A 15,719-nucleotide genomic window follows, 5' to 3' on the forward strand; every position below is an offset into this window, starting at 1 on the left:
TATTGACCCCTTAACTAATTATTCTTTGCTATCTTCAGAAGCATTAACCTTCTCTGCTTGCCAATAATACTCTGCAAGTACATCTGCTATCGCTTTTGCAGTACGATTTAATTCTTCCATGGTGTTATCAACACCACCGAATTCAATTAACATTGCTCCAGCTGAAAGATCTTGATTAAATTTCCCGTTTGTTCCTGCTCCTGACTTTTCATTTACTCCTCGACTTAGACCAGGATATTTCTTTTCCAGAAGATGATGTAGTTCTTCAGCTATTTTCGTATTTTTAGCTGCATTAGGATTGTTTCCTCCTACTATGAACCACGTTCTAGCATATTTTTCTCCATTAATCGTAGCGGTTGTTATTTCTTTTCTTGCCGCATCTCTATGGATATCAATCACATACGTGAAATCACGATTCTTTTCTAATGCTGAAGCAACAACTGATCTTGATGCATTATATGATTGACCATATTGCCAATTATTTTTTAATAAAATATCAGTAACATCCGTTTTATCCACTTCTGTTCCTAAACCTCTTGCTTCCAGCTCTTCTCCAAGTTTTTCTCCAACCAACGTAACATTTACTTCAGGATGGAAAGCATTATCTGGGTTTGAATTATCCACTTTTAGATGCGGAAAGTAGGATTCACGAGCATGCGTATGGTAGATATAAACAACCTTTTTGTCACCCGTTGTCATTTCTGGAGGAGTGACTGGCTTATCATCCGCTGGCTCTTCCTCGCTAATACTTTCAAGTGATGCTTCTCGTTCCTCTAGTAATACCTCTAGCGGTGGAGATGATTCGATTGGTAAGTTAGAGTAGTTAGTTCCTTGGCCTGCAACAATAAGCTTCGAATCAAATATCGAAAACCCTGGAAGCTCTCTACCAAGTAAGCTTCGAGGATCATCCGGATTGATATTTGTCGCTGCATGAAATATCAGCGATGAATAATTTGGTTTTTTGCTAGACTCAGGTAAGCTCTGTGTGAAATAGTGATTTTCGTAACCTAATAAGTACACTAATGATTCACCAGTTAATGTTGTTGCTATATTATTGATAGAAGAAGATGATATACGGTATTCAGGCTTTAGTGATGTCATGATTGCTATCAACATAAATGTCATGATCACTCCAAATAGCAAAAGGATAATCCCTTTACTAATGCTTGTCCCATGAACTGTAAACATCATTCCGTCAGTTCGGCTTTTCATGATCTTCCTCCTTCAAACACTTGTCTATTAATTCATATGAACAAGGTTGAAAGAGTAGAACTACTAGAGTAAATAATTAATGAGTATACGAACCTGCATTATTATCATTTATCTCATGATGTAGCGCCTCATTTAATCCTCCGGCTATGACATTTGCCATGTCTTCAATAAATACATCAACTTCTTTTGGTGTAACCATCAAATTATGACCAAGTGGAGAAAGTACTTCATAGATTAGCCTTCTTTTCTCATCATCTGGCAGATTACCGACAATTCCCATAAAGGTATTTCGTTCATTTTCACCTGGAAGATCTTCCTCTGTTAGCTTGGTTTTCTTTCCAAACGACATCCCAGCAGGCACAAGTGAACGTGAAGGCTTATTCCCTTCTCTCATTTCTCTACCAAAATGTTTCAAGATATAATCAATCGTGTCGCTCGTGATAGAAACAGCATCTACGACAGTTGGAATACCAATTGCAATCACAGGAATCCCTAACGAATCCTTGCTGAGCTCTTTTCTCTTATTCCCAACACCAGATCCAGGGTGAATGCCAGTATCTGATATTTGAATAGTAGAGTTCACTCTATCAATTGATCTAGATGCTAGAGCATCAATTGCTATCACAAAGTCTGGTTTGGACTTCTCTATCACTCCATAAATAATGTCGCTAGTTTCAATACCAGTTATCCCCATAACGCCTGGAGCAATCGCACTAACAGAACGAAAGCCCTCTTGGACACTTTCAGGCTGTAAATCAAATAAATGTCTAGTAATTACTAGATTCTCAACAGCGATTGGGCCGAGCGCATCTGGCGTTACATTCCAATTCCCAAGTCCAACCACAAGGCAGCTTGCATCCTTAGGAATGCCTAATTTTTTTAAAAAATGATTAAATTCAGTTGCAAATACTTTCTGAACTTTTTCTTGTAATTCAGTATCCTTTTGTCTAATCCCTTGAACCTCAAGTGTTAAATAATTTCCTTTTTTCTTCCCAATTTCATTGGCACCTTCTTCTGTTATTTCAACAGATGAAACTAAAATACCATCAATTTCTCTATCTTTTACTATGACACCTTTAATATCTGAAATTGGTTCTTCTTGTTCTCCTAGTGCTTTATTACGTTCTTCGACAACCATTTCCCGCGCTTCCACTGCCAAATCCGTTCGCACAGAGTATTTACTTAAATCAAGCTCTTCAGCCATAAAATAACCCCCCATTTTAATATATTTTCTATTTTTGCCTTTTATCGTTTTATTCATTCATCTTTGACCCACATCTAAAAGAAATTGCTAGGAATGATAATTGTATTGCATTATCGTCTATGGTTTGGTAGAATATCATTTGTTCCAACATCTGAATTTTCACGTGAAAATTTATAAATTGGTATTGAATGATCGAGTTTATATAACCTCGATGGTAAGTATTAGGAGGTGAAAGTATGCCAAATATTAAATCAGCAATCAAACGTGTAAAAACTAGTGATGAGCGTCGTGCTCAAAACGCTTCAGTTAAGTCTGCAACGCGTTCAGCAGTTAAAAACTTTGAAGCTCTTGCTACTAACAATGATGATAACGCTAAGGCAGCTTATTTAGAAGCTTCTAGCAAGCTTGACAAAGCAGCTCGTAAAGGTCTTATTCATAAGAATGCAGCAAGCCGTCAAAAAGCTCGCTTAGCTAAAAAGCTAAACAGCCAAAACGCATAATAAAAAAAACGACTCAAATTGAGTCGTTTTTTATTTTGCTAGCTTCATGATAAAAAGTTCTAATAAGAGCTGTTTATCCATCTTCCCGCTTTTCATCTCATAATCCATTTCTGCAATTTGAGACATAATATTCTCCAATTCCTTTTCGGTAAACAATTGCGCCTGACCTGCAGCAAGCTTCACTCGAAATGGATGAACCTTTAAATGGCCAGCAATTTGCTGTTGCCCATAGCCTTTTTTGGAAAACTCCTTCACATGCAGTAGTAAGCGAAATTGTCCGGCTAGTAATGCTAATAATTTTATTGGTTCCTCATTATTCCTTAATAAATCATAAAAAATCCTTAAAGCTTCAGACAAATTTCGTTGAACAATCTTTTCTATCAAAGTAAAGATATTTTGTTCAAGGGTACGTGGAACAAGGTCCATTACCACGTCTGTTGTAATCTCTCCACCTTGACCAACATATAGCATCATTTTATCGATTTCTTGAGTTAGCATTAACAAGTTTGTTCCTGTTAATTGGAGAATCAATAGCTTTGCCTCCTCACTCATAGCGATACCGTTTGTAACAGTTCGATCTGACATCCAGCCGAGGAGCTCTTTTTCAGATAAAGTATTCGCTTCAAGTACCTGAGCTTTTTGCTTTAATAATTTTGTTATTTTTTTTCGTTCATCAAGTTTTGGATAATTCCCTATAAAAACAAGAATGGTAAAAGGTGCAGGTTCATTTATGTACGCTTCAAGCTTTGCAATATTATGCTCTATTTTCGACTTTTCACTTGTAAGAAAGTTTGGGTTTTTCAATAGAACAAGCCTTCGTTCTCCCATGAACGGCAGTGTCTCAGCGTCCTCTAATGCTACTTCAATGGCTACCTCCTCTAAATCAAAACTTGAGAAATTGAAATCCTTTTCTTCTTCATTTATTGCTTTAGAAACTAAAAGTTCCTTTGTTTCATTGATTAAAAATGGTTCTGTTCCGTATAATAAATAAAGTGAGCCAAATTGATTCTTTTTTATGTTCTTCCATATTTCATGATTCATGATTTATCTCCAATTACCGTTTTTGTTGGTGTCCATTATCTATCGTAATGGAGAAGGGCATTAATTTCAATCAATAAACTTAGGGGAACTGATCCCTTAGATCAATCCCCCTATATATGATAAACGTTAACAAGTATTGCCCTAGGAAACAAACTTATTAACGATTGTTGTTTCGGTAATTATATTTTGCCCGTTCCCGTTTCAAGTATTTGTAGCAACAGTTGACAGTATAGGAAACAGTAGTTGTAGATTTTTTTTTCGAATTACCTTATACTATTTATAGGTTATTAACGTTAAGTAAGTGAGTTTGATGCGTAGGAGGGGTTAAAATGAACGAATTTGAAAAAAGTGTACAAACAAAGCGCAATGACGCCGTAGACTCAGGTGTTGGTTTCATCGTCTCATTTGGTTTTTTCGCAACTTTGTTTATTCTTGCAACTGTCATTAAATTAATTGGCTCATAATTAACATTTACAATGACTGAATTTCGTAGTACATAGACTGGATTTGAAACGGGTAAGAGACTGTCGATTTGCAGTCTCTTTTTTTTGGGAGTTAAGTAAGTATAGTTCATATTATGGTATCATCACCGAAAACGTTCCTTTCTTTTTTGTAAAACGAAAAGTTATTGCACCGTTTAAATCGGTTCGATAAATCTTCATATTTGCGCTTTTTAAACGATTTATCAATTCAGGGTGTGGATGGTTATAGCGATTATTTTCACCAACTGAAATCAGGCCAATTTTCGGATTTAACTGATCCAAAAAGGGCGCCGTTGTCGACGTGTTACTTCCATGATGCCCCACCTTCAATATATCTACCTCAAGTTTTGGAAACCTACTAACAAGGGCTCGTTCGCCTTCTACTTCTAGATCCCCTGTAAAAAGCCACCTCACACCACCTAACTCAGTATAAATCACAATGGATTGGTTATTAGCATTACTCTTTGACCCATCAGGAGATAATATATAGAAGGAATAATCATCAACCAGCCACCAATCCCCTGTTCCAACAGTATTTATTTTGATACTTTGATTATTTGCATATGAAATAAGATCTTTCTCTATCTCTTTTTCCGAATTTCCCTCTCCAAGCATAAGGTTTTTTGTATGAATCTGTTCCATTAAATCAATCGCTCCACCCATATGATCATAATCTCCATGTGTTATGATTAACTGATCAATGCTCCTAACACCTTTCGATTTTAGAAATGGAACAATCACATCATTACTGACAGAGAAAGTACTTTCTCGTTTTCTCCAGCTCTCACGCTCGAACCTAACAATTTCAGCCGCGTCAATCAGATAGATTTTCTTCCTGTAAGGCAGTTCAATATAAATCGTGTCACCTTGTCCAATATCAATGATTGTAACTTCTCCATAGGGATTTAGATAAGGACTTATATAATGAAAAATACAAACAAGAGCAAAAAGAGTGACAGCTTGATATAATTTCTTTTGTCTTTCCCATGATATGAATAAATAAAAGAGGCTAAGGATATAAAAGATCAAAATAAAGAGATTTGGCCTTCCGAAGGTTAGAGATATATTCGCATGTTCATTTACCCAAATAGTGAAATTATTTGTATATCGGAGTAAATGAATCAAAATGAATGAAGGCACCATACCCAGAGGTTCGAATAGACATGAGGTTACAAATGATGTAATCGTTAATGGAAGAAATACTAGTGAATACAACGGAACAAATAATATATTAAGAGGCAGGCTAATGAGAGATATTTCATAAAAATTGAAGAGAACCACCGGCAATCCACTGATTTGTGCAATCATGGATACCTTTATTAAAGACATAATGACTGACCCTTGCTTGAGAATCATATTAGAAGACATGATTAAAGAAAAACTAACGATAAATGATAATTGAAAACCTACCTCAAATAATAAGAAGGGATGATTCATCAATAATAAGCCACATGCAATACTTATTGCATCAAGGGATGAGAATCGATGTTTTGATTTTGCACTAATTAAGACCAAACCAGTCATCAGACATGCCCTCAACACTGACGGAGATGCTCCAGCTATCACAACATAAAAGGGAAGAAACAGTAAAAGCAAGAAGATAGATCTTTCTCTTGAAATCCCCAATCGAATCAACAGATAAAAAAGCATAGATGTAATAAAGCCAACATGTAATCCTGAAATGGCAAGTAAATGAACAACCCCTAAGCTCTGATACCCTAGTAATATCTCTTCTTCTATCTGCTTTCTCTCACCAAATAACAGTGCTTGAATTATTCCTTTTACATCATCAGGATATATACTTCCCACCTTACGTATCCCTTGTTCCCTTAGCTGTAATACACTCGTAATCCCTTTTTCTTCCCCTTTTCGACATTCGGTCACTAACCAATTCGTCGGGACAAGGATCCAGTGAATCTCTTTCCGATTTAAATATTGTTGATAATCAAAGCTATTTGGATTTTTAGCCGGACTAGGAGCTGTTAATTCACCAGAGAGCTTACATTGATCACCGACAGTAAGGAAAGACAATTCATCTCTTTGTTGAAGACTATTAACATAATAGTTGAGTTGGAGTTTTTCGGTTGAGGTTCTAACTGTCGTTGTGAGTTTGTCACCGTCAATATGAACTGGAGAAATGATTTCAAAGCTGAAATCAGACGTTGTGGAGGCTAACGTTGTTTGATTGTTATCTACATTTTCCAAATACAAATACCAAAATCCGATAATCGTTATTAGAGACAGAAGGAATATGAGAAGTTGTTTTTGCAGAAGGATGTAGCATAAGTACAATCCCGCTGCAGTTAGTATGAATAAATGTAACTCATGATATGGTATTAATATTCCAATAATAGCAGAAAGAGATAAGTACACATGCTGACCCTTTAATAAATACGCTACATGACTTACCTGTTTATAAATATGATGTAAATAATTTATTAGCTTGTTCATGTAATGACCTTAATTTATCATCATCTGCCCCTTTGTCCTTCAACTCTTCTAAGAGACTCCCAACGAAAGCAAGCTTTTCTTGAGTATTTAAGTCAATCACCATCTCATCAAGCTCAACCTGCTCCACCTTCACTCCCGCTTGAGCAAACAACTCTATCGCATAAGGATGATTTTTATAATCTAGAGCATAATATACTGCTTTTATTCCACCCTGTATAATTGATTTACAGCATTGTAGGCACGGATAATGGGTCACGTATATTTCTGCACCTTGGGTAGGGACACCAAATTTTGCACATTGTAATAAGGCATTCATTTCAGCATGAACGGTTCTTATACAGTGATTATCAATAACATAGCAGCCTTCCTCGTTACAGTGTGTCCCACCAGCAATGGATCCATTATATCCTCCAGCAATAATTCGTTTGTCACGAACAATCGTAGCTCCAACAGTTAATCGTGTACACGTGCTTCTTAGCGCTAATAAATGACTTTGTGCCATAAAATATTGGTCCCATGATATTCTGTTCATTTCTTCATCTCCTTGAAAACATAATTCTAAAACAAGTTTATCCTTTCTAGCTACAGTGCGTCAATTCAAATAAATTCTAACGAATAGTAATCTCATCTCTCAGTTTTTCAAGTGTCTTTTCTCCAATGCCAGCAACATTTAAGAGCTCCTCTACGTTTTTCAGGGGACCATTTTCATCTTTGTATTTTTTGATGGCTGCAGCTTTTGCTGGGCCAATACCGGTTAGCTGTTGTAGCTCTTCTACTGTAGCTGTATTAATTGATATCTTATCATCCCCACCTTGACTCGATTTCATATCTACAACTACTTCCCGAACCTCACCAATCTTTGGGACATAAATAACCATTTCATCAATGAGAATCGCTGCTAGATTGACGGTTAATACATCAGCATCCTCTGTAAATCCTCCAGCCTGCCTGATCGCATCTTGAATACGTTCCCCGGTATCAAATTCATAAACACCTGGTTGGAGTACCTCCCCCTTCACATCAACCATAATAGGTGATATTTCTGTCATAGATATATCAGCTTCTATCTCTGTCACCTCCTCATCCAAGGGGAAAAACTCCTCTTCTTGCACATTTTCGCCTTTCCCTCGAAAGTTTGAATAAGTAAACATTCCAACTAACATGATTGCAGCACAAGCGCCTAGTATGATTTTTTTTGAGAACCTTTTATTGAACATGTTTTCACCTCTTAATAAAAAGTTAATTAGACAAGATATAAATATAGAAAGTAATCATAATATGGAAAAATAAGTCATATTGTAGTGGGGAGATAATGTTTGAAAAGGGGGGACAAAAATGAACATCGGAATGATTGGAACAGGAAATATGGGTAGTATTCTTATTGGGGCTTTTATCGAATCAATGGCCGTTCCACCTTCTCAAATTACAATTACAAATCGAACCATCCAAAAGGCAGAAAAAATAAAAGAAAGCTATCCTGATATTCAAGTTGTATCTTCTGCAACTCTAGTTGCACAAGCAGCAGATTTAATATTCATATGTGTGAAGCCTTTAGAAATTCACCCATTATTACAAGAGCTAAAATCGTCACTTTCAAGTGATAAATGCATTATTTCAATTACTAGTCCGATATCAGTCGGACAATTAGAATCTGTCGTTGATTGCCAGGTTGCAAGGATCATCCCTAGCATTACAAATAGAGCACTTGCAGGAATTTCACTTATGACATTTGGGAATAGTTGCTCCGAAATGACTTGCAAGGACCTTGAAACTTTGTTTAGTCAAATATCGACACCAGTTCATATAGAGGACCATATTACAAGGGTAGCATCAGATATTGTCAGCTGTGGCCCTGCTTTTTTTAGTTACTTACTAAGACGGTTTATAAATGCCGCAGTGAAGGAAACACATATCTCTGAGGAACAGGCTGTTACTTTGGCAAGCGGCATGATCATGGGTATGGGAAAATTACTGGAAAAAGAGATTTTCACACTACAAACCCTACAAGAAAAAGTATGTGTTAAAGGTGGGGTTACCGGTGAAGGAATTAAGGTATTAGAAGCAGAATTAGGAGAAGTGTTTGAACACCTGTACCATAGTACACATGAAAAATATTATGAAGATATCGAGTTAATCGGGGAACAATTTAAAAAAGTATAATAAGAATTTCTTCAAACAAATAAATATTCCTGCATGAAAACAAAAAAAAAAGGAGTTTTTAGCTCCTTTTTTTTGCTGTATAAAAGATCCGTTCCGAAGTATTAGTAACTATTTGATCAAAATCACCATTAATCTCAATAATTTCAAAGCCAGCATCCAATAGCCATTCCGAATATTCTTCCACTTTAAAGGTCCGTTGATAGTGAATCTCATCAAACCGATCATACATGGAGGTTTCCTCGTCTAGCACAAAAAATGAAAGCTCATGCTCAACACTATGTTCAAACTTACCAGGGAAACAATTCCAAATAAAGCTTATGTCATCATCAGTACCAACATAGGTTTGATTCAAAAACAATTCGTTCATTTTATACAGAGAATGTACATCAAATAAAAACAAACCATCATCCTTTAAACATTGCTTTACGTTTAAAAACGTTTCCTTGACCTCTTCCATTGTAGATAAGTAATTTAATGAGTCACAAAAAATCACTATAACATCAAATAAAGGTAATCCTTCAAGCTTGGTCATATTTTGTTGAATGAACGTTATATTTTGTTTTGCATGTAGTGCTTTTTCATTGGCAACTGATAGCATATCATCTGAAAGATCAATTCCAACGACTTGAAATCCAGATTGTGATAATGGAACAGAGATCTCACCAGTCCCACAGGCAAGATCAAGGATGGTTTCCATTTTGCGTTGGCTATATTTATTCATTTTTGTTTGTAAGAAACGAAGCCATTCCTCATAGGGAACATCTTCCATCAACCTGTCATAGAGATAGGCAAATCTCTCATAACTCATAGATTTAACTCACTGAGTACATCCTCGGTAGGTGCATCGCCCCATAAACGTTCAAGATTGTAATACGTTCTCTCATCCTTATGGAAGACATGTGCGATTACATCACCCATATCAATTAATACCCAACGTGCCTCATCAAATCCTTCTAATCGCTTCACATTAATTCCAAGCTCTTCTGCTTTTTCCTTAATTTCTCTCGCTATAGCTTGAACCTGCTTTTCATTATTACCATGACAGATTAAGAAATAATCTGCAACAAGGGATAACCCCTTCATGTTAAGTGCGATGATATTCTCTGCACGTTTGTCATCTGCTGCTTTTACCGCTGTAGTTAAAATTGTTTTTTCATTCATTCACTGAAATCCTCCTTGTGTTCTATCAGTAGAGAGTTATACGTATACAATGTTAGTGGAAAAATTGGTTGATTCTTTTTTATTAGAAATAGGATAGAATTTCGTATCGACTGGAGTAGAGCTTGATTTAGATCATGTTCTGCCAATTCTCTCACTTCATCTACACCAGGAAATTTTCGTCCTGGCTCTATATAATCCGCTAAATAAATAATTCGCTCTAGTTTAGTCATATTCATTCTACCAGAGGTATGGTACTTTATTGCGTCTAGAACGTCAGTATCTGTTATCCCCACTTCTTTCTCGACTAAATAAGCTCCAACTGGTGCATGCCATAATTCACTATTGAAGCTCAGTAATTCAACCGGCATATTCTGTTCTTGAATAATTTGCTTCATTTCTTCCTTTGGTCTAAACTTCGCATAATCGTGAAAAATCGCTGCTAGCTCAGCCTTCTTTTGATCACACTTATATTTTTCCGCTAGTTTGACGGCTGTATTCATGACACCAATTGTATGCTGATAGCGATGATCAGTAAGCTGTTCCTTCACAACCGCTAATGCTTTATTTTTCTCCATATAAATGGTTCTCCTCTATATAGTGTCTAACATTTTCGGGAAGTAAATACTTCGTACTTCCTTTTTTTGATAAACGCTCCCTTAGCATCGATGAAGAAATATCAAATTGTGGAATATCAACTTCAGTCACATTGTACCGACTTTTTCTTGAATAGCCTGGTCGATTTACGCCAACAAAGGTGATCATTTTTGTTAGTTCGTCAATTTTATGCCATTTTGGCAAATATTCAACCATATCTCCACCAATGATAAAATAAAATGCTGTATCGGTGTTTTCTTCTACTAATAATTTAATTGTATCATATGTATAAGATAAACCATCACGTTCTAACTCAATCGGCTGAAGGACAAATGATGGATGATCGTCTATTGCAAGAGCGATCATCTTTGCTCTATGTATACTATTAGTTAAATGCTTATTTTCCTTATGAGGGGGGATATGATTAGGCATAAACCAAACTTCATCTAAGTTTAGCGCTCCTAATACTTCATTCGCAATCAACAAATGTCCATTATGAATTGGGTCAAAGGTACCCCCGATAATCCCAATATGTTTCAATGAAAATCCCCCTATTTATTTAATTACTTGATTTAGGAAGCTCTAATTGTTTATTTTCTCTTGATTCCTTATATAAAACAATTGTATTTCCAATCACTTGCACAAGTTCTGCATGTGCTCCATTACTTAAAGTTTCCGCAACTGTATCACGATCTTCCTCACAGTTTTGCAATACACTTACTTTTATTAATTCACGTGCTTCTAGTACATCATCAATTTGTTTAATCATATTTTCATTTACTCCACCTTTTCCTACTTGGAAAATTGGGTCTAAATGATGCGCTTTGCTTCGCAGAAATCTTTTTTGTTTTCCTGTTAACATGTTATGTTGTTCCTCCTAGTCTTGTTCTAACCACTCGTTCCATTCTTGCTGGATCAGGGAATATTCCTGTCCATTTCTCAAAGGCTAATGCTCCTTGATAAACAAACATACCAATCCCATTATCAATAATGGCTCCATTTCTTTGCGCGTCCTTTAAGAACGATGTTTCTAATGGATTATAGATAATATCACTAACTACTGTTCCAGACAAATCCTGTTCTATAGGAATTGGTGTTTGATCTATATTAGGATGCATCCCAATGGAAGTTGTATTAATGATAATATCATATTTTGTCAAATCATATTCGTTACCGCTTATTTCATAATATGAAGAACTCGTTTTATATCTACAAGATGCAATAATTTTGTCTGCATTCTCAGCCGTTCGGTTCACGATATCAATGGTTTTCACCCCGGCTGCTGCTAAGGAAATATAAATCCCCCTAGCTGCACCACCTGCACCAATAATCAGAACCTGACATTCCTTTAGTTCTTTTTTTATTTTCGTCATTAAGGATGTAATATATCCTTGCCCATCAGTGTTATATCCTACAAGTTTGCCATTTTCATTCACAACTGTATTAACAGCTCCAATATTTGCAGCAACCTCTTCAACTTCATCTAGCATCTCTAGAATGGCTACTTTATGTGGGATCGTCACATTAAAACCCGACAATCCAATGGCTTTAAATCCTTTAATAGCGTCTCTTAAATGTTCCTGTTTGACATGAAAAGCATGATATCTAGCATGAAGATTGTAAAATTGAAATAAATCATTATGCATGTCAGGAGACATCGAATGTGCTATCGGATCCCCAATTACTCCATATATCTTTTCCATATCCTCACCCACATCTATTAAGATTCTCTATTTTTAAATTAATGAAGGCCGAACCAACACTCCAACACCCTTAGGAACATGCGCAACAACCTTTACATTAGGTTCATTCACTGTTACCCAACCTAAGCCTGAAAAGACGATATCTGTCTTTCCTTCCTTGATGGTAAATTCATGGGCAACCAAGTCTGGAAAGTCACTTGCATCTTTTGGTCCAGGTGGTTGAAGTAAATCCCCTTTTTGCTTTTGATATAGCTCATCAGTATTTTCTAGTTTTGTCCGATGAATATTTAACTCGTTTGAGAGGTAACAAACAAATGATTGTCTACCACCACTAACAAAATCAAAACGTGCAAGTCCACCAAAAAATAAAGTTTGCTTCTCATTAAGCTGAAAAACTTTCGGTTTAATTTCTTTCTTAGGTGTAATCACCTTTAACTCTTTTTTATTCACATAATGAGCCATTTGGTGATGATTAATGATACCTGGTGTGTCAAACAATGCCGCATCATCATCTAACGGAATATCAATCATATCAAGTGTCGTTCCTGGAAAGTGTGAAGTTGTTATGACATCATCTTCACCACTAAAGTCTTTGATTAAACGATTAATAAATGTTGATTTCCCAACATTTGTACATCCAACTACATATACATCTTTTCCTTCACGATACTGCTCGATTGCCTCAGCCACTTCTGTAATCCCTATTCCTTTATGTGCACTTATTAAAAACACATCAACAGGATTAAGGCCAAGCTCTTTTGAAGATTGCTTCATCCAATTTATTAGCTTTTTAGGTTTAACTGACTTTGGTAAAAGGTCCACTTTATTTCCAACTAATAAGATATTCTTCTTTCCAACAAATCGGTGTAATCCAGGTAGCCAACTACCATTAAAGTCAAAGATATCAACAATTTTTACAATTAATCCTTCTGTTTGACCAATTCCATTCAAAATCTTAAGAAAGTCATCATCAGTTAGTGAGACATCCTGCACCTCATTATAATGCTTCAACCTGAAGCAACGCTGACAAATCACCGATTCCTTCTCTAGCGAAGATGTTGGTGCATAACCAATTCCTTCTTTATCTTCTGTTTGTATTGTTACACCACAGCCAATACATGCAATACTTTCTTCCACGTAATTATTCCTCCCAATAAATCATACCTTTTTTCTTCATCCAGGTTAGTATTTTTCTTTCGATTCTTCTATTAATTCTAGTGAAGAAACCATCCGTTTGCGCAACAGGTACAACCAGTATCGTGTGTATACCACTCCTATTACCACCTAGTACATCAGTTAGTAGTTGATCACCAATGACAACGACTTCTTCATTTTTTAAGTTCATTGTACGAATAGCACGACGAAATGCTTTAACAAGCGGTTTTCTTGCTTCGAAAATAAAGGGAATGCCAAGTGGATCAGAAAAAGCTTTTACCCGTTGTTCATTATTATTTGAAACAATCGTAATCAAAATCCCTTGATCCTTCATTTCTTGAAACCATTCGATTAATTTTGGTGTTGCATTAGGGCGGTCCCATTCAACTAACGTATTATCAAGGTCCGTTATAATCCCTTTTACTCCTCGTTCTACTAATTCTTTAGCAGAAATATCAAATACACTTTTCACATGTTGATTTGGTAAGAAATTTTTTAACACTCTATGTACACCTCGTGTTTTATTTTGGTTAATCATTCTATGTTTACAGAATACCAACTTACATCATAACGAAATTTTAGAAACTGTCAAAGTATCAATCAGGCATTTTTCTACAAAATTCGTCGAATCTAATAAAAAATTAAAAACTTTTCGACAAAAGTCCATTGATTTCAACACTTGTGGATAAGTTTATACACATTATACATGTTGAATTATCTATATTTTCCACTTTTATAAACAAGCTACCCACAAGTTATCCACTATTTTCTGTGGATAAGAGAACGGTTGTTCTCAAAATAAATTCATGATAGAGTTAAACTACCAACATGAGATAACTTATTATTATATGAACCAAATATGATAATAGAACTACTACCCCTTAAATTTCTAGGAGGTGAATCGCCAAGTCGGCGTTCAATTATGAGAAAGTTGTCTGATGAATTACTCATTGAATCTTATTTTAAAGCAACTGAACTTAAATTAAGTCAGGAATTTATCTTCCTCATCGAAACCGAAATTAAGCGCAGATCGTTAGTACATAGAATTAAAGCAACATCTTAAGATATGTGAGCCCTAAAAGGCTCTTTTTTTTTTTGCATTTTCTCAAACTTTCAAGACGCGGAGTGTATTCAGGCTGCATCTTTGTAAGCACAATTTAACGAAAATGACCGATAGCTTGTCCTACTTGAATATCGCAAGGAGTTTGAATCTCCTTATTGACTTCAAACGTTTCATTTTCAAACAATAAGATGACTGTAGAACCAAAAGTGAAGTAGGCAATTTCCTTCCCTTTCTCTACTCTATCACCCTTATGTGTGATTTCAATACTATTTACAAACATCGCCCCAACCTTCACCATCGCTATATGCTTACCTGAGGACTCTATTTCCGTGATTTTCCGATAATTCTTAGCAAGTGTATCTTTCCCATATTTCAAGCCTAATTGATTCACTGGATATGATTTCGACCCTAAGGTCCATTGTTTACGAATCGTACCTGTAATAGGGCTATGTATTCGATGGTAATGACTAGGACTTAGATACATCACCATAAACGTTCCATGAACATATTTTTCTAACAATTCATTTGAACCAAGCATTTCTGCAATTGAATACGTCTTTCCCTTAACAACAATCTCTTTGGATGGAAGGATAGTTCCTACCTCTTCTATCACCGCATCAACTGGACTAACAATACTTTTCTCCTTTGAATCTATCGCTCTTGCTTCTGGTTTAAGCTCGCGAATAAATAATTCATGTAATGATTGAAAATGCTCAACATCTTCTTTTACATCAGCTAATTGAATGTTATACACCTTCAAATAAGCTGGAATCAATCGTTTACTAAGTTTTGATTGAGAAAACCTTCTTAATAGAAATGAAGATAACCTGTGGTTGGTCAGTTCTATAAAAAAACGGTAAAACCATTGCTTCAAACTAGTTCCTCCTAAGCAAAATGATCATGACTTAAATATCCATGACTGATATTATAACACTTGCGAGAATGCTCGTACCATTATTATACGAAGTTTCTTGATTATTATTGGCTAGTATT

General features: G+C 35.8%; 19 protein-coding genes. 4 read left to right on the forward strand and 15 right to left on the reverse strand.

What is annotated here, in order from left to right:
* Positions 1 to 18: 18 nt before the first annotated feature.
* Positions 19 to 1,215, reverse strand: a complete 1,197-nt coding sequence (gene spoIIP, locus F7888_RS09480) for a stage II sporulation protein P (protein ID WP_191779082.1) — start codon at positions 1,213 to 1,215, stop codon at positions 19 to 21.
* A 73-nt stretch (positions 1,216 to 1,288) separates the two neighbouring features.
* A complete protein-coding gene (gene gpr, locus F7888_RS09485) occupies positions 1,289 to 2,416 on the reverse strand; it encodes a GPR endopeptidase (protein ID WP_191778943.1) in 1,128 nt (375 codons plus the stop codon).
* Between the two features lie 236 nt (positions 2,417 to 2,652).
* Between gpr and rpsT the strand changes: the two genes are divergently transcribed.
* On the forward strand, positions 2,653 to 2,916 hold the full coding sequence (rpsT, locus tag F7888_RS09490) for a 30S ribosomal protein S20 (RefSeq protein ID WP_191778944.1): 264 nt from the start codon (positions 2,653 to 2,655) through the stop codon (positions 2,914 to 2,916).
* 30 nt (positions 2,917 to 2,946) lie between these two features.
* On the opposite strand, the gene holA is transcribed toward rpsT, so the two are convergent.
* Positions 2,947 to 3,957 (reverse strand): DNA polymerase III subunit delta, encoded by a 1,011-nt coding sequence (gene holA / locus F7888_RS09495; RefSeq protein ID WP_191778945.1) that lies wholly within the window; start codon positions 3,955 to 3,957, stop codon positions 2,947 to 2,949.
* A 329-nt stretch (positions 3,958 to 4,286) separates the two neighbouring features.
* Between holA and F7888_RS09500 the strand changes: the two genes are divergently transcribed.
* Positions 4,287 to 4,421 carry a YqzM family protein gene (locus F7888_RS09500; RefSeq protein WP_191778946.1) on the forward strand — a complete coding sequence of 45 codons (135 nt, stop codon included), beginning with the start codon at positions 4,287 to 4,289 and terminating at the stop codon, positions 4,419 to 4,421.
* 111 nt (positions 4,422 to 4,532) lie between these two features.
* Here the strand turns inward: F7888_RS09500 and F7888_RS09505 are convergent, their stop codons facing one another.
* From F7888_RS09505 to F7888_RS09515, 3 genes are all read right to left on the reverse strand, one after another.
* Entirely contained in the window at positions 4,533 to 6,890 is a 2,358-nt protein-coding gene (locus tag F7888_RS09505) for a DNA internalization-related competence protein ComEC/Rec2 (RefSeq protein ID WP_191778947.1), read from the reverse strand.
* Entirely contained in the window at positions 6,853 to 7,422 is a 570-nt protein-coding gene (locus F7888_RS09510; protein ID WP_191778948.1) for a ComE operon protein 2, read from the reverse strand. The genes F7888_RS09505 and F7888_RS09510 overlap by 38 nt, the downstream gene beginning before the upstream one ends.
* Before the next feature lie 76 nt (positions 7,423 to 7,498).
* On the reverse strand, positions 7,499 to 8,107 hold the full coding sequence (locus F7888_RS09515) for a helix-hairpin-helix domain-containing protein (RefSeq protein WP_191778949.1): 609 nt from the start codon (positions 8,105 to 8,107) through the stop codon (positions 7,499 to 7,501).
* 118 nt (positions 8,108 to 8,225) lie between these two features.
* On the opposite strand from F7888_RS09515, the gene comER reads away from it, so the two are divergent.
* A complete protein-coding gene (gene comER, locus F7888_RS09520) occupies positions 8,226 to 9,050 on the forward strand; it encodes a late competence protein ComER (RefSeq protein ID WP_191778950.1) in 825 nt (274 codons plus the stop codon).
* A gap of 58 nt (positions 9,051 to 9,108) precedes the next feature.
* Here the strand turns inward: comER and F7888_RS09525 are convergent, their stop codons facing one another.
* The 8 genes from F7888_RS09525 to F7888_RS09560 are packed head-to-tail and all read right to left on the reverse strand — an operon-like array spanning position 9,109 to position 14,165.
* Positions 9,109 to 9,858 carry a class I SAM-dependent DNA methyltransferase gene (locus F7888_RS09525; RefSeq protein ID WP_191778951.1) on the reverse strand — a complete coding sequence of 250 codons (750 nt, stop codon included), beginning with the start codon at positions 9,856 to 9,858 and terminating at the stop codon, positions 9,109 to 9,111.
* Positions 9,855 to 10,211: a ribosome silencing factor gene (gene rsfS, locus F7888_RS09530; RefSeq protein ID WP_191778952.1), complete on the reverse strand. Its 357-nt coding sequence runs from the start codon at positions 10,209 to 10,211 to the stop codon at positions 9,855 to 9,857. The genes F7888_RS09525 and rsfS overlap by 4 nt, the downstream gene beginning before the upstream one ends.
* The gene (gene yqeK / locus F7888_RS09535) at positions 10,208 to 10,786 is read right to left on the reverse strand and encodes a bis(5'-nucleosyl)-tetraphosphatase (symmetrical) YqeK (RefSeq protein WP_191778953.1); all 579 of its coding nucleotides are present in this window, start codon (positions 10,784 to 10,786) and stop codon (positions 10,208 to 10,210) included. Before yqeK ends, rsfS begins: the two co-directional genes overlap by 4 nt.
* Positions 10,773 to 11,345 carry a nicotinate-nucleotide adenylyltransferase gene (locus F7888_RS09540; RefSeq protein WP_191778954.1) on the reverse strand — a complete coding sequence of 191 codons (573 nt, stop codon included), beginning with the start codon at positions 11,343 to 11,345 and terminating at the stop codon, positions 10,773 to 10,775. Before F7888_RS09540 ends, yqeK begins: the two co-directional genes overlap by 14 nt.
* Positions 11,346 to 11,364: 19 nt before the next feature.
* Positions 11,365 to 11,667 (reverse strand): ribosome assembly RNA-binding protein YhbY, encoded by a 303-nt coding sequence (gene yhbY, locus F7888_RS09545; protein WP_191778955.1) that lies wholly within the window; start codon positions 11,665 to 11,667, stop codon positions 11,365 to 11,367.
* 1 nt (position 11,668) lies between these two features.
* The gene (gene aroE, locus F7888_RS09550) at positions 11,669 to 12,508 is read right to left on the reverse strand and encodes a shikimate dehydrogenase (RefSeq protein WP_191778956.1); all 840 of its coding nucleotides are present in this window, start codon (positions 12,506 to 12,508) and stop codon (positions 11,669 to 11,671) included.
* A gap of 33 nt (positions 12,509 to 12,541) precedes the next feature.
* Complete coding sequence (gene yqeH / locus F7888_RS09555; RefSeq protein WP_191778957.1) at positions 12,542 to 13,645, reverse strand: ribosome biogenesis GTPase YqeH; 1,104 nt, start codon at positions 13,643 to 13,645, stop codon at positions 12,542 to 12,544.
* A gap of 4 nt (positions 13,646 to 13,649) precedes the next feature.
* On the reverse strand, positions 13,650 to 14,165 hold the full coding sequence (locus tag F7888_RS09560) for a YqeG family HAD IIIA-type phosphatase (RefSeq protein WP_191778958.1): 516 nt from the start codon (positions 14,163 to 14,165) through the stop codon (positions 13,650 to 13,652).
* A gap of 420 nt (positions 14,166 to 14,585) precedes the next feature.
* Here F7888_RS09560 and sda point away from each other — a divergent pair, with 420 nt between their 5' ends.
* The gene (sda, locus tag F7888_RS09565; RefSeq protein ID WP_191778959.1) at positions 14,586 to 14,726 is read left to right on the forward strand and encodes a sporulation histidine kinase inhibitor Sda; all 141 of its coding nucleotides are present in this window, start codon (positions 14,586 to 14,588) and stop codon (positions 14,724 to 14,726) included.
* Positions 14,727 to 14,820: 94 nt separating this feature from the next.
* Here sda and F7888_RS09570 read toward each other — a convergent pair whose 3' ends face one another.
* A complete protein-coding gene (locus F7888_RS09570; protein ID WP_191778960.1) occupies positions 14,821 to 15,600 on the reverse strand; it encodes a phosphatidylserine decarboxylase in 780 nt (259 codons plus the stop codon).
* Between the last annotated feature and the right edge of the window lie 119 nt (positions 15,601 to 15,719).

The organism is Litchfieldia stipae (assembly GCF_014837155.1).
Taxonomy (GTDB): Bacteria; Bacillota; Bacilli; order Bacillales; family Bacillaceae_L; genus Litchfieldia.

Bases quoted from the DNA above. Each gene is read 5' to 3' on its own strand.
- gpr (WP_191778943.1), bottom strand. From the start codon at position 2,416: ATGGCTGAAGAGCTTGATTTAAGTAAATACTCTGTGCGAACGGATTTG.
- rpsT (WP_191778944.1), top strand. From the start codon at position 2,653: ATGCCAAATATTAAATCAGCAATCAAACGTGTAAAAACTAGTGATGAG.
- holA (WP_191778945.1), bottom strand. From the start codon at position 3,957: ATGAATCATGAAATATGGAAGAACATAAAAAAGAATCAATTTGGCTCA.
- F7888_RS09500 (WP_191778946.1), top strand. From the start codon at position 4,287: ATGAACGAATTTGAAAAAAGTGTACAAACAAAGCGCAATGACGCCGTA.
- F7888_RS09505 (WP_191778947.1), bottom strand. From the start codon at position 6,890: ATGAACAAGCTAATAAATTATTTACATCATATTTATAAACAGGTAAGT.
- F7888_RS09510 (WP_191778948.1), bottom strand. From the start codon at position 7,422: ATGAACAGAATATCATGGGACCAATATTTTATGGCACAAAGTCATTTA.
- F7888_RS09515 (WP_191778949.1), bottom strand. From the start codon at position 8,107: ATGTTCAATAAAAGGTTCTCAAAAAAAATCATACTAGGCGCTTGTGCT.
- comER (WP_191778950.1), top strand. From the start codon at position 8,226: ATGAACATCGGAATGATTGGAACAGGAAATATGGGTAGTATTCTTATT.
- F7888_RS09525 (WP_191778951.1), bottom strand. From the start codon at position 9,858: ATGAGTTATGAGAGATTTGCCTATCTCTATGACAGGTTGATGGAAGAT.
- rsfS (WP_191778952.1), bottom strand. From the start codon at position 10,211: ATGAATGAAAAAACAATTTTAACTACAGCGGTAAAAGCAGCAGATGAC.
- yqeK (WP_191778953.1), bottom strand. From the start codon at position 10,786: ATGGAGAAAAATAAAGCATTAGCGGTTGTGAAGGAACAGCTTACTGAT.
- yhbY (WP_191778955.1), bottom strand. From the start codon at position 11,667: ATGTTAACAGGAAAACAAAAAAGATTTCTGCGAAGCAAAGCGCATCAT.
- aroE (WP_191778956.1), bottom strand. From the start codon at position 12,508: ATGGAAAAGATATATGGAGTAATTGGGGATCCGATAGCACATTCGATG.
- sda (WP_191778959.1), top strand. From the start codon at position 14,586: ATGAGAAAGTTGTCTGATGAATTACTCATTGAATCTTATTTTAAAGCA.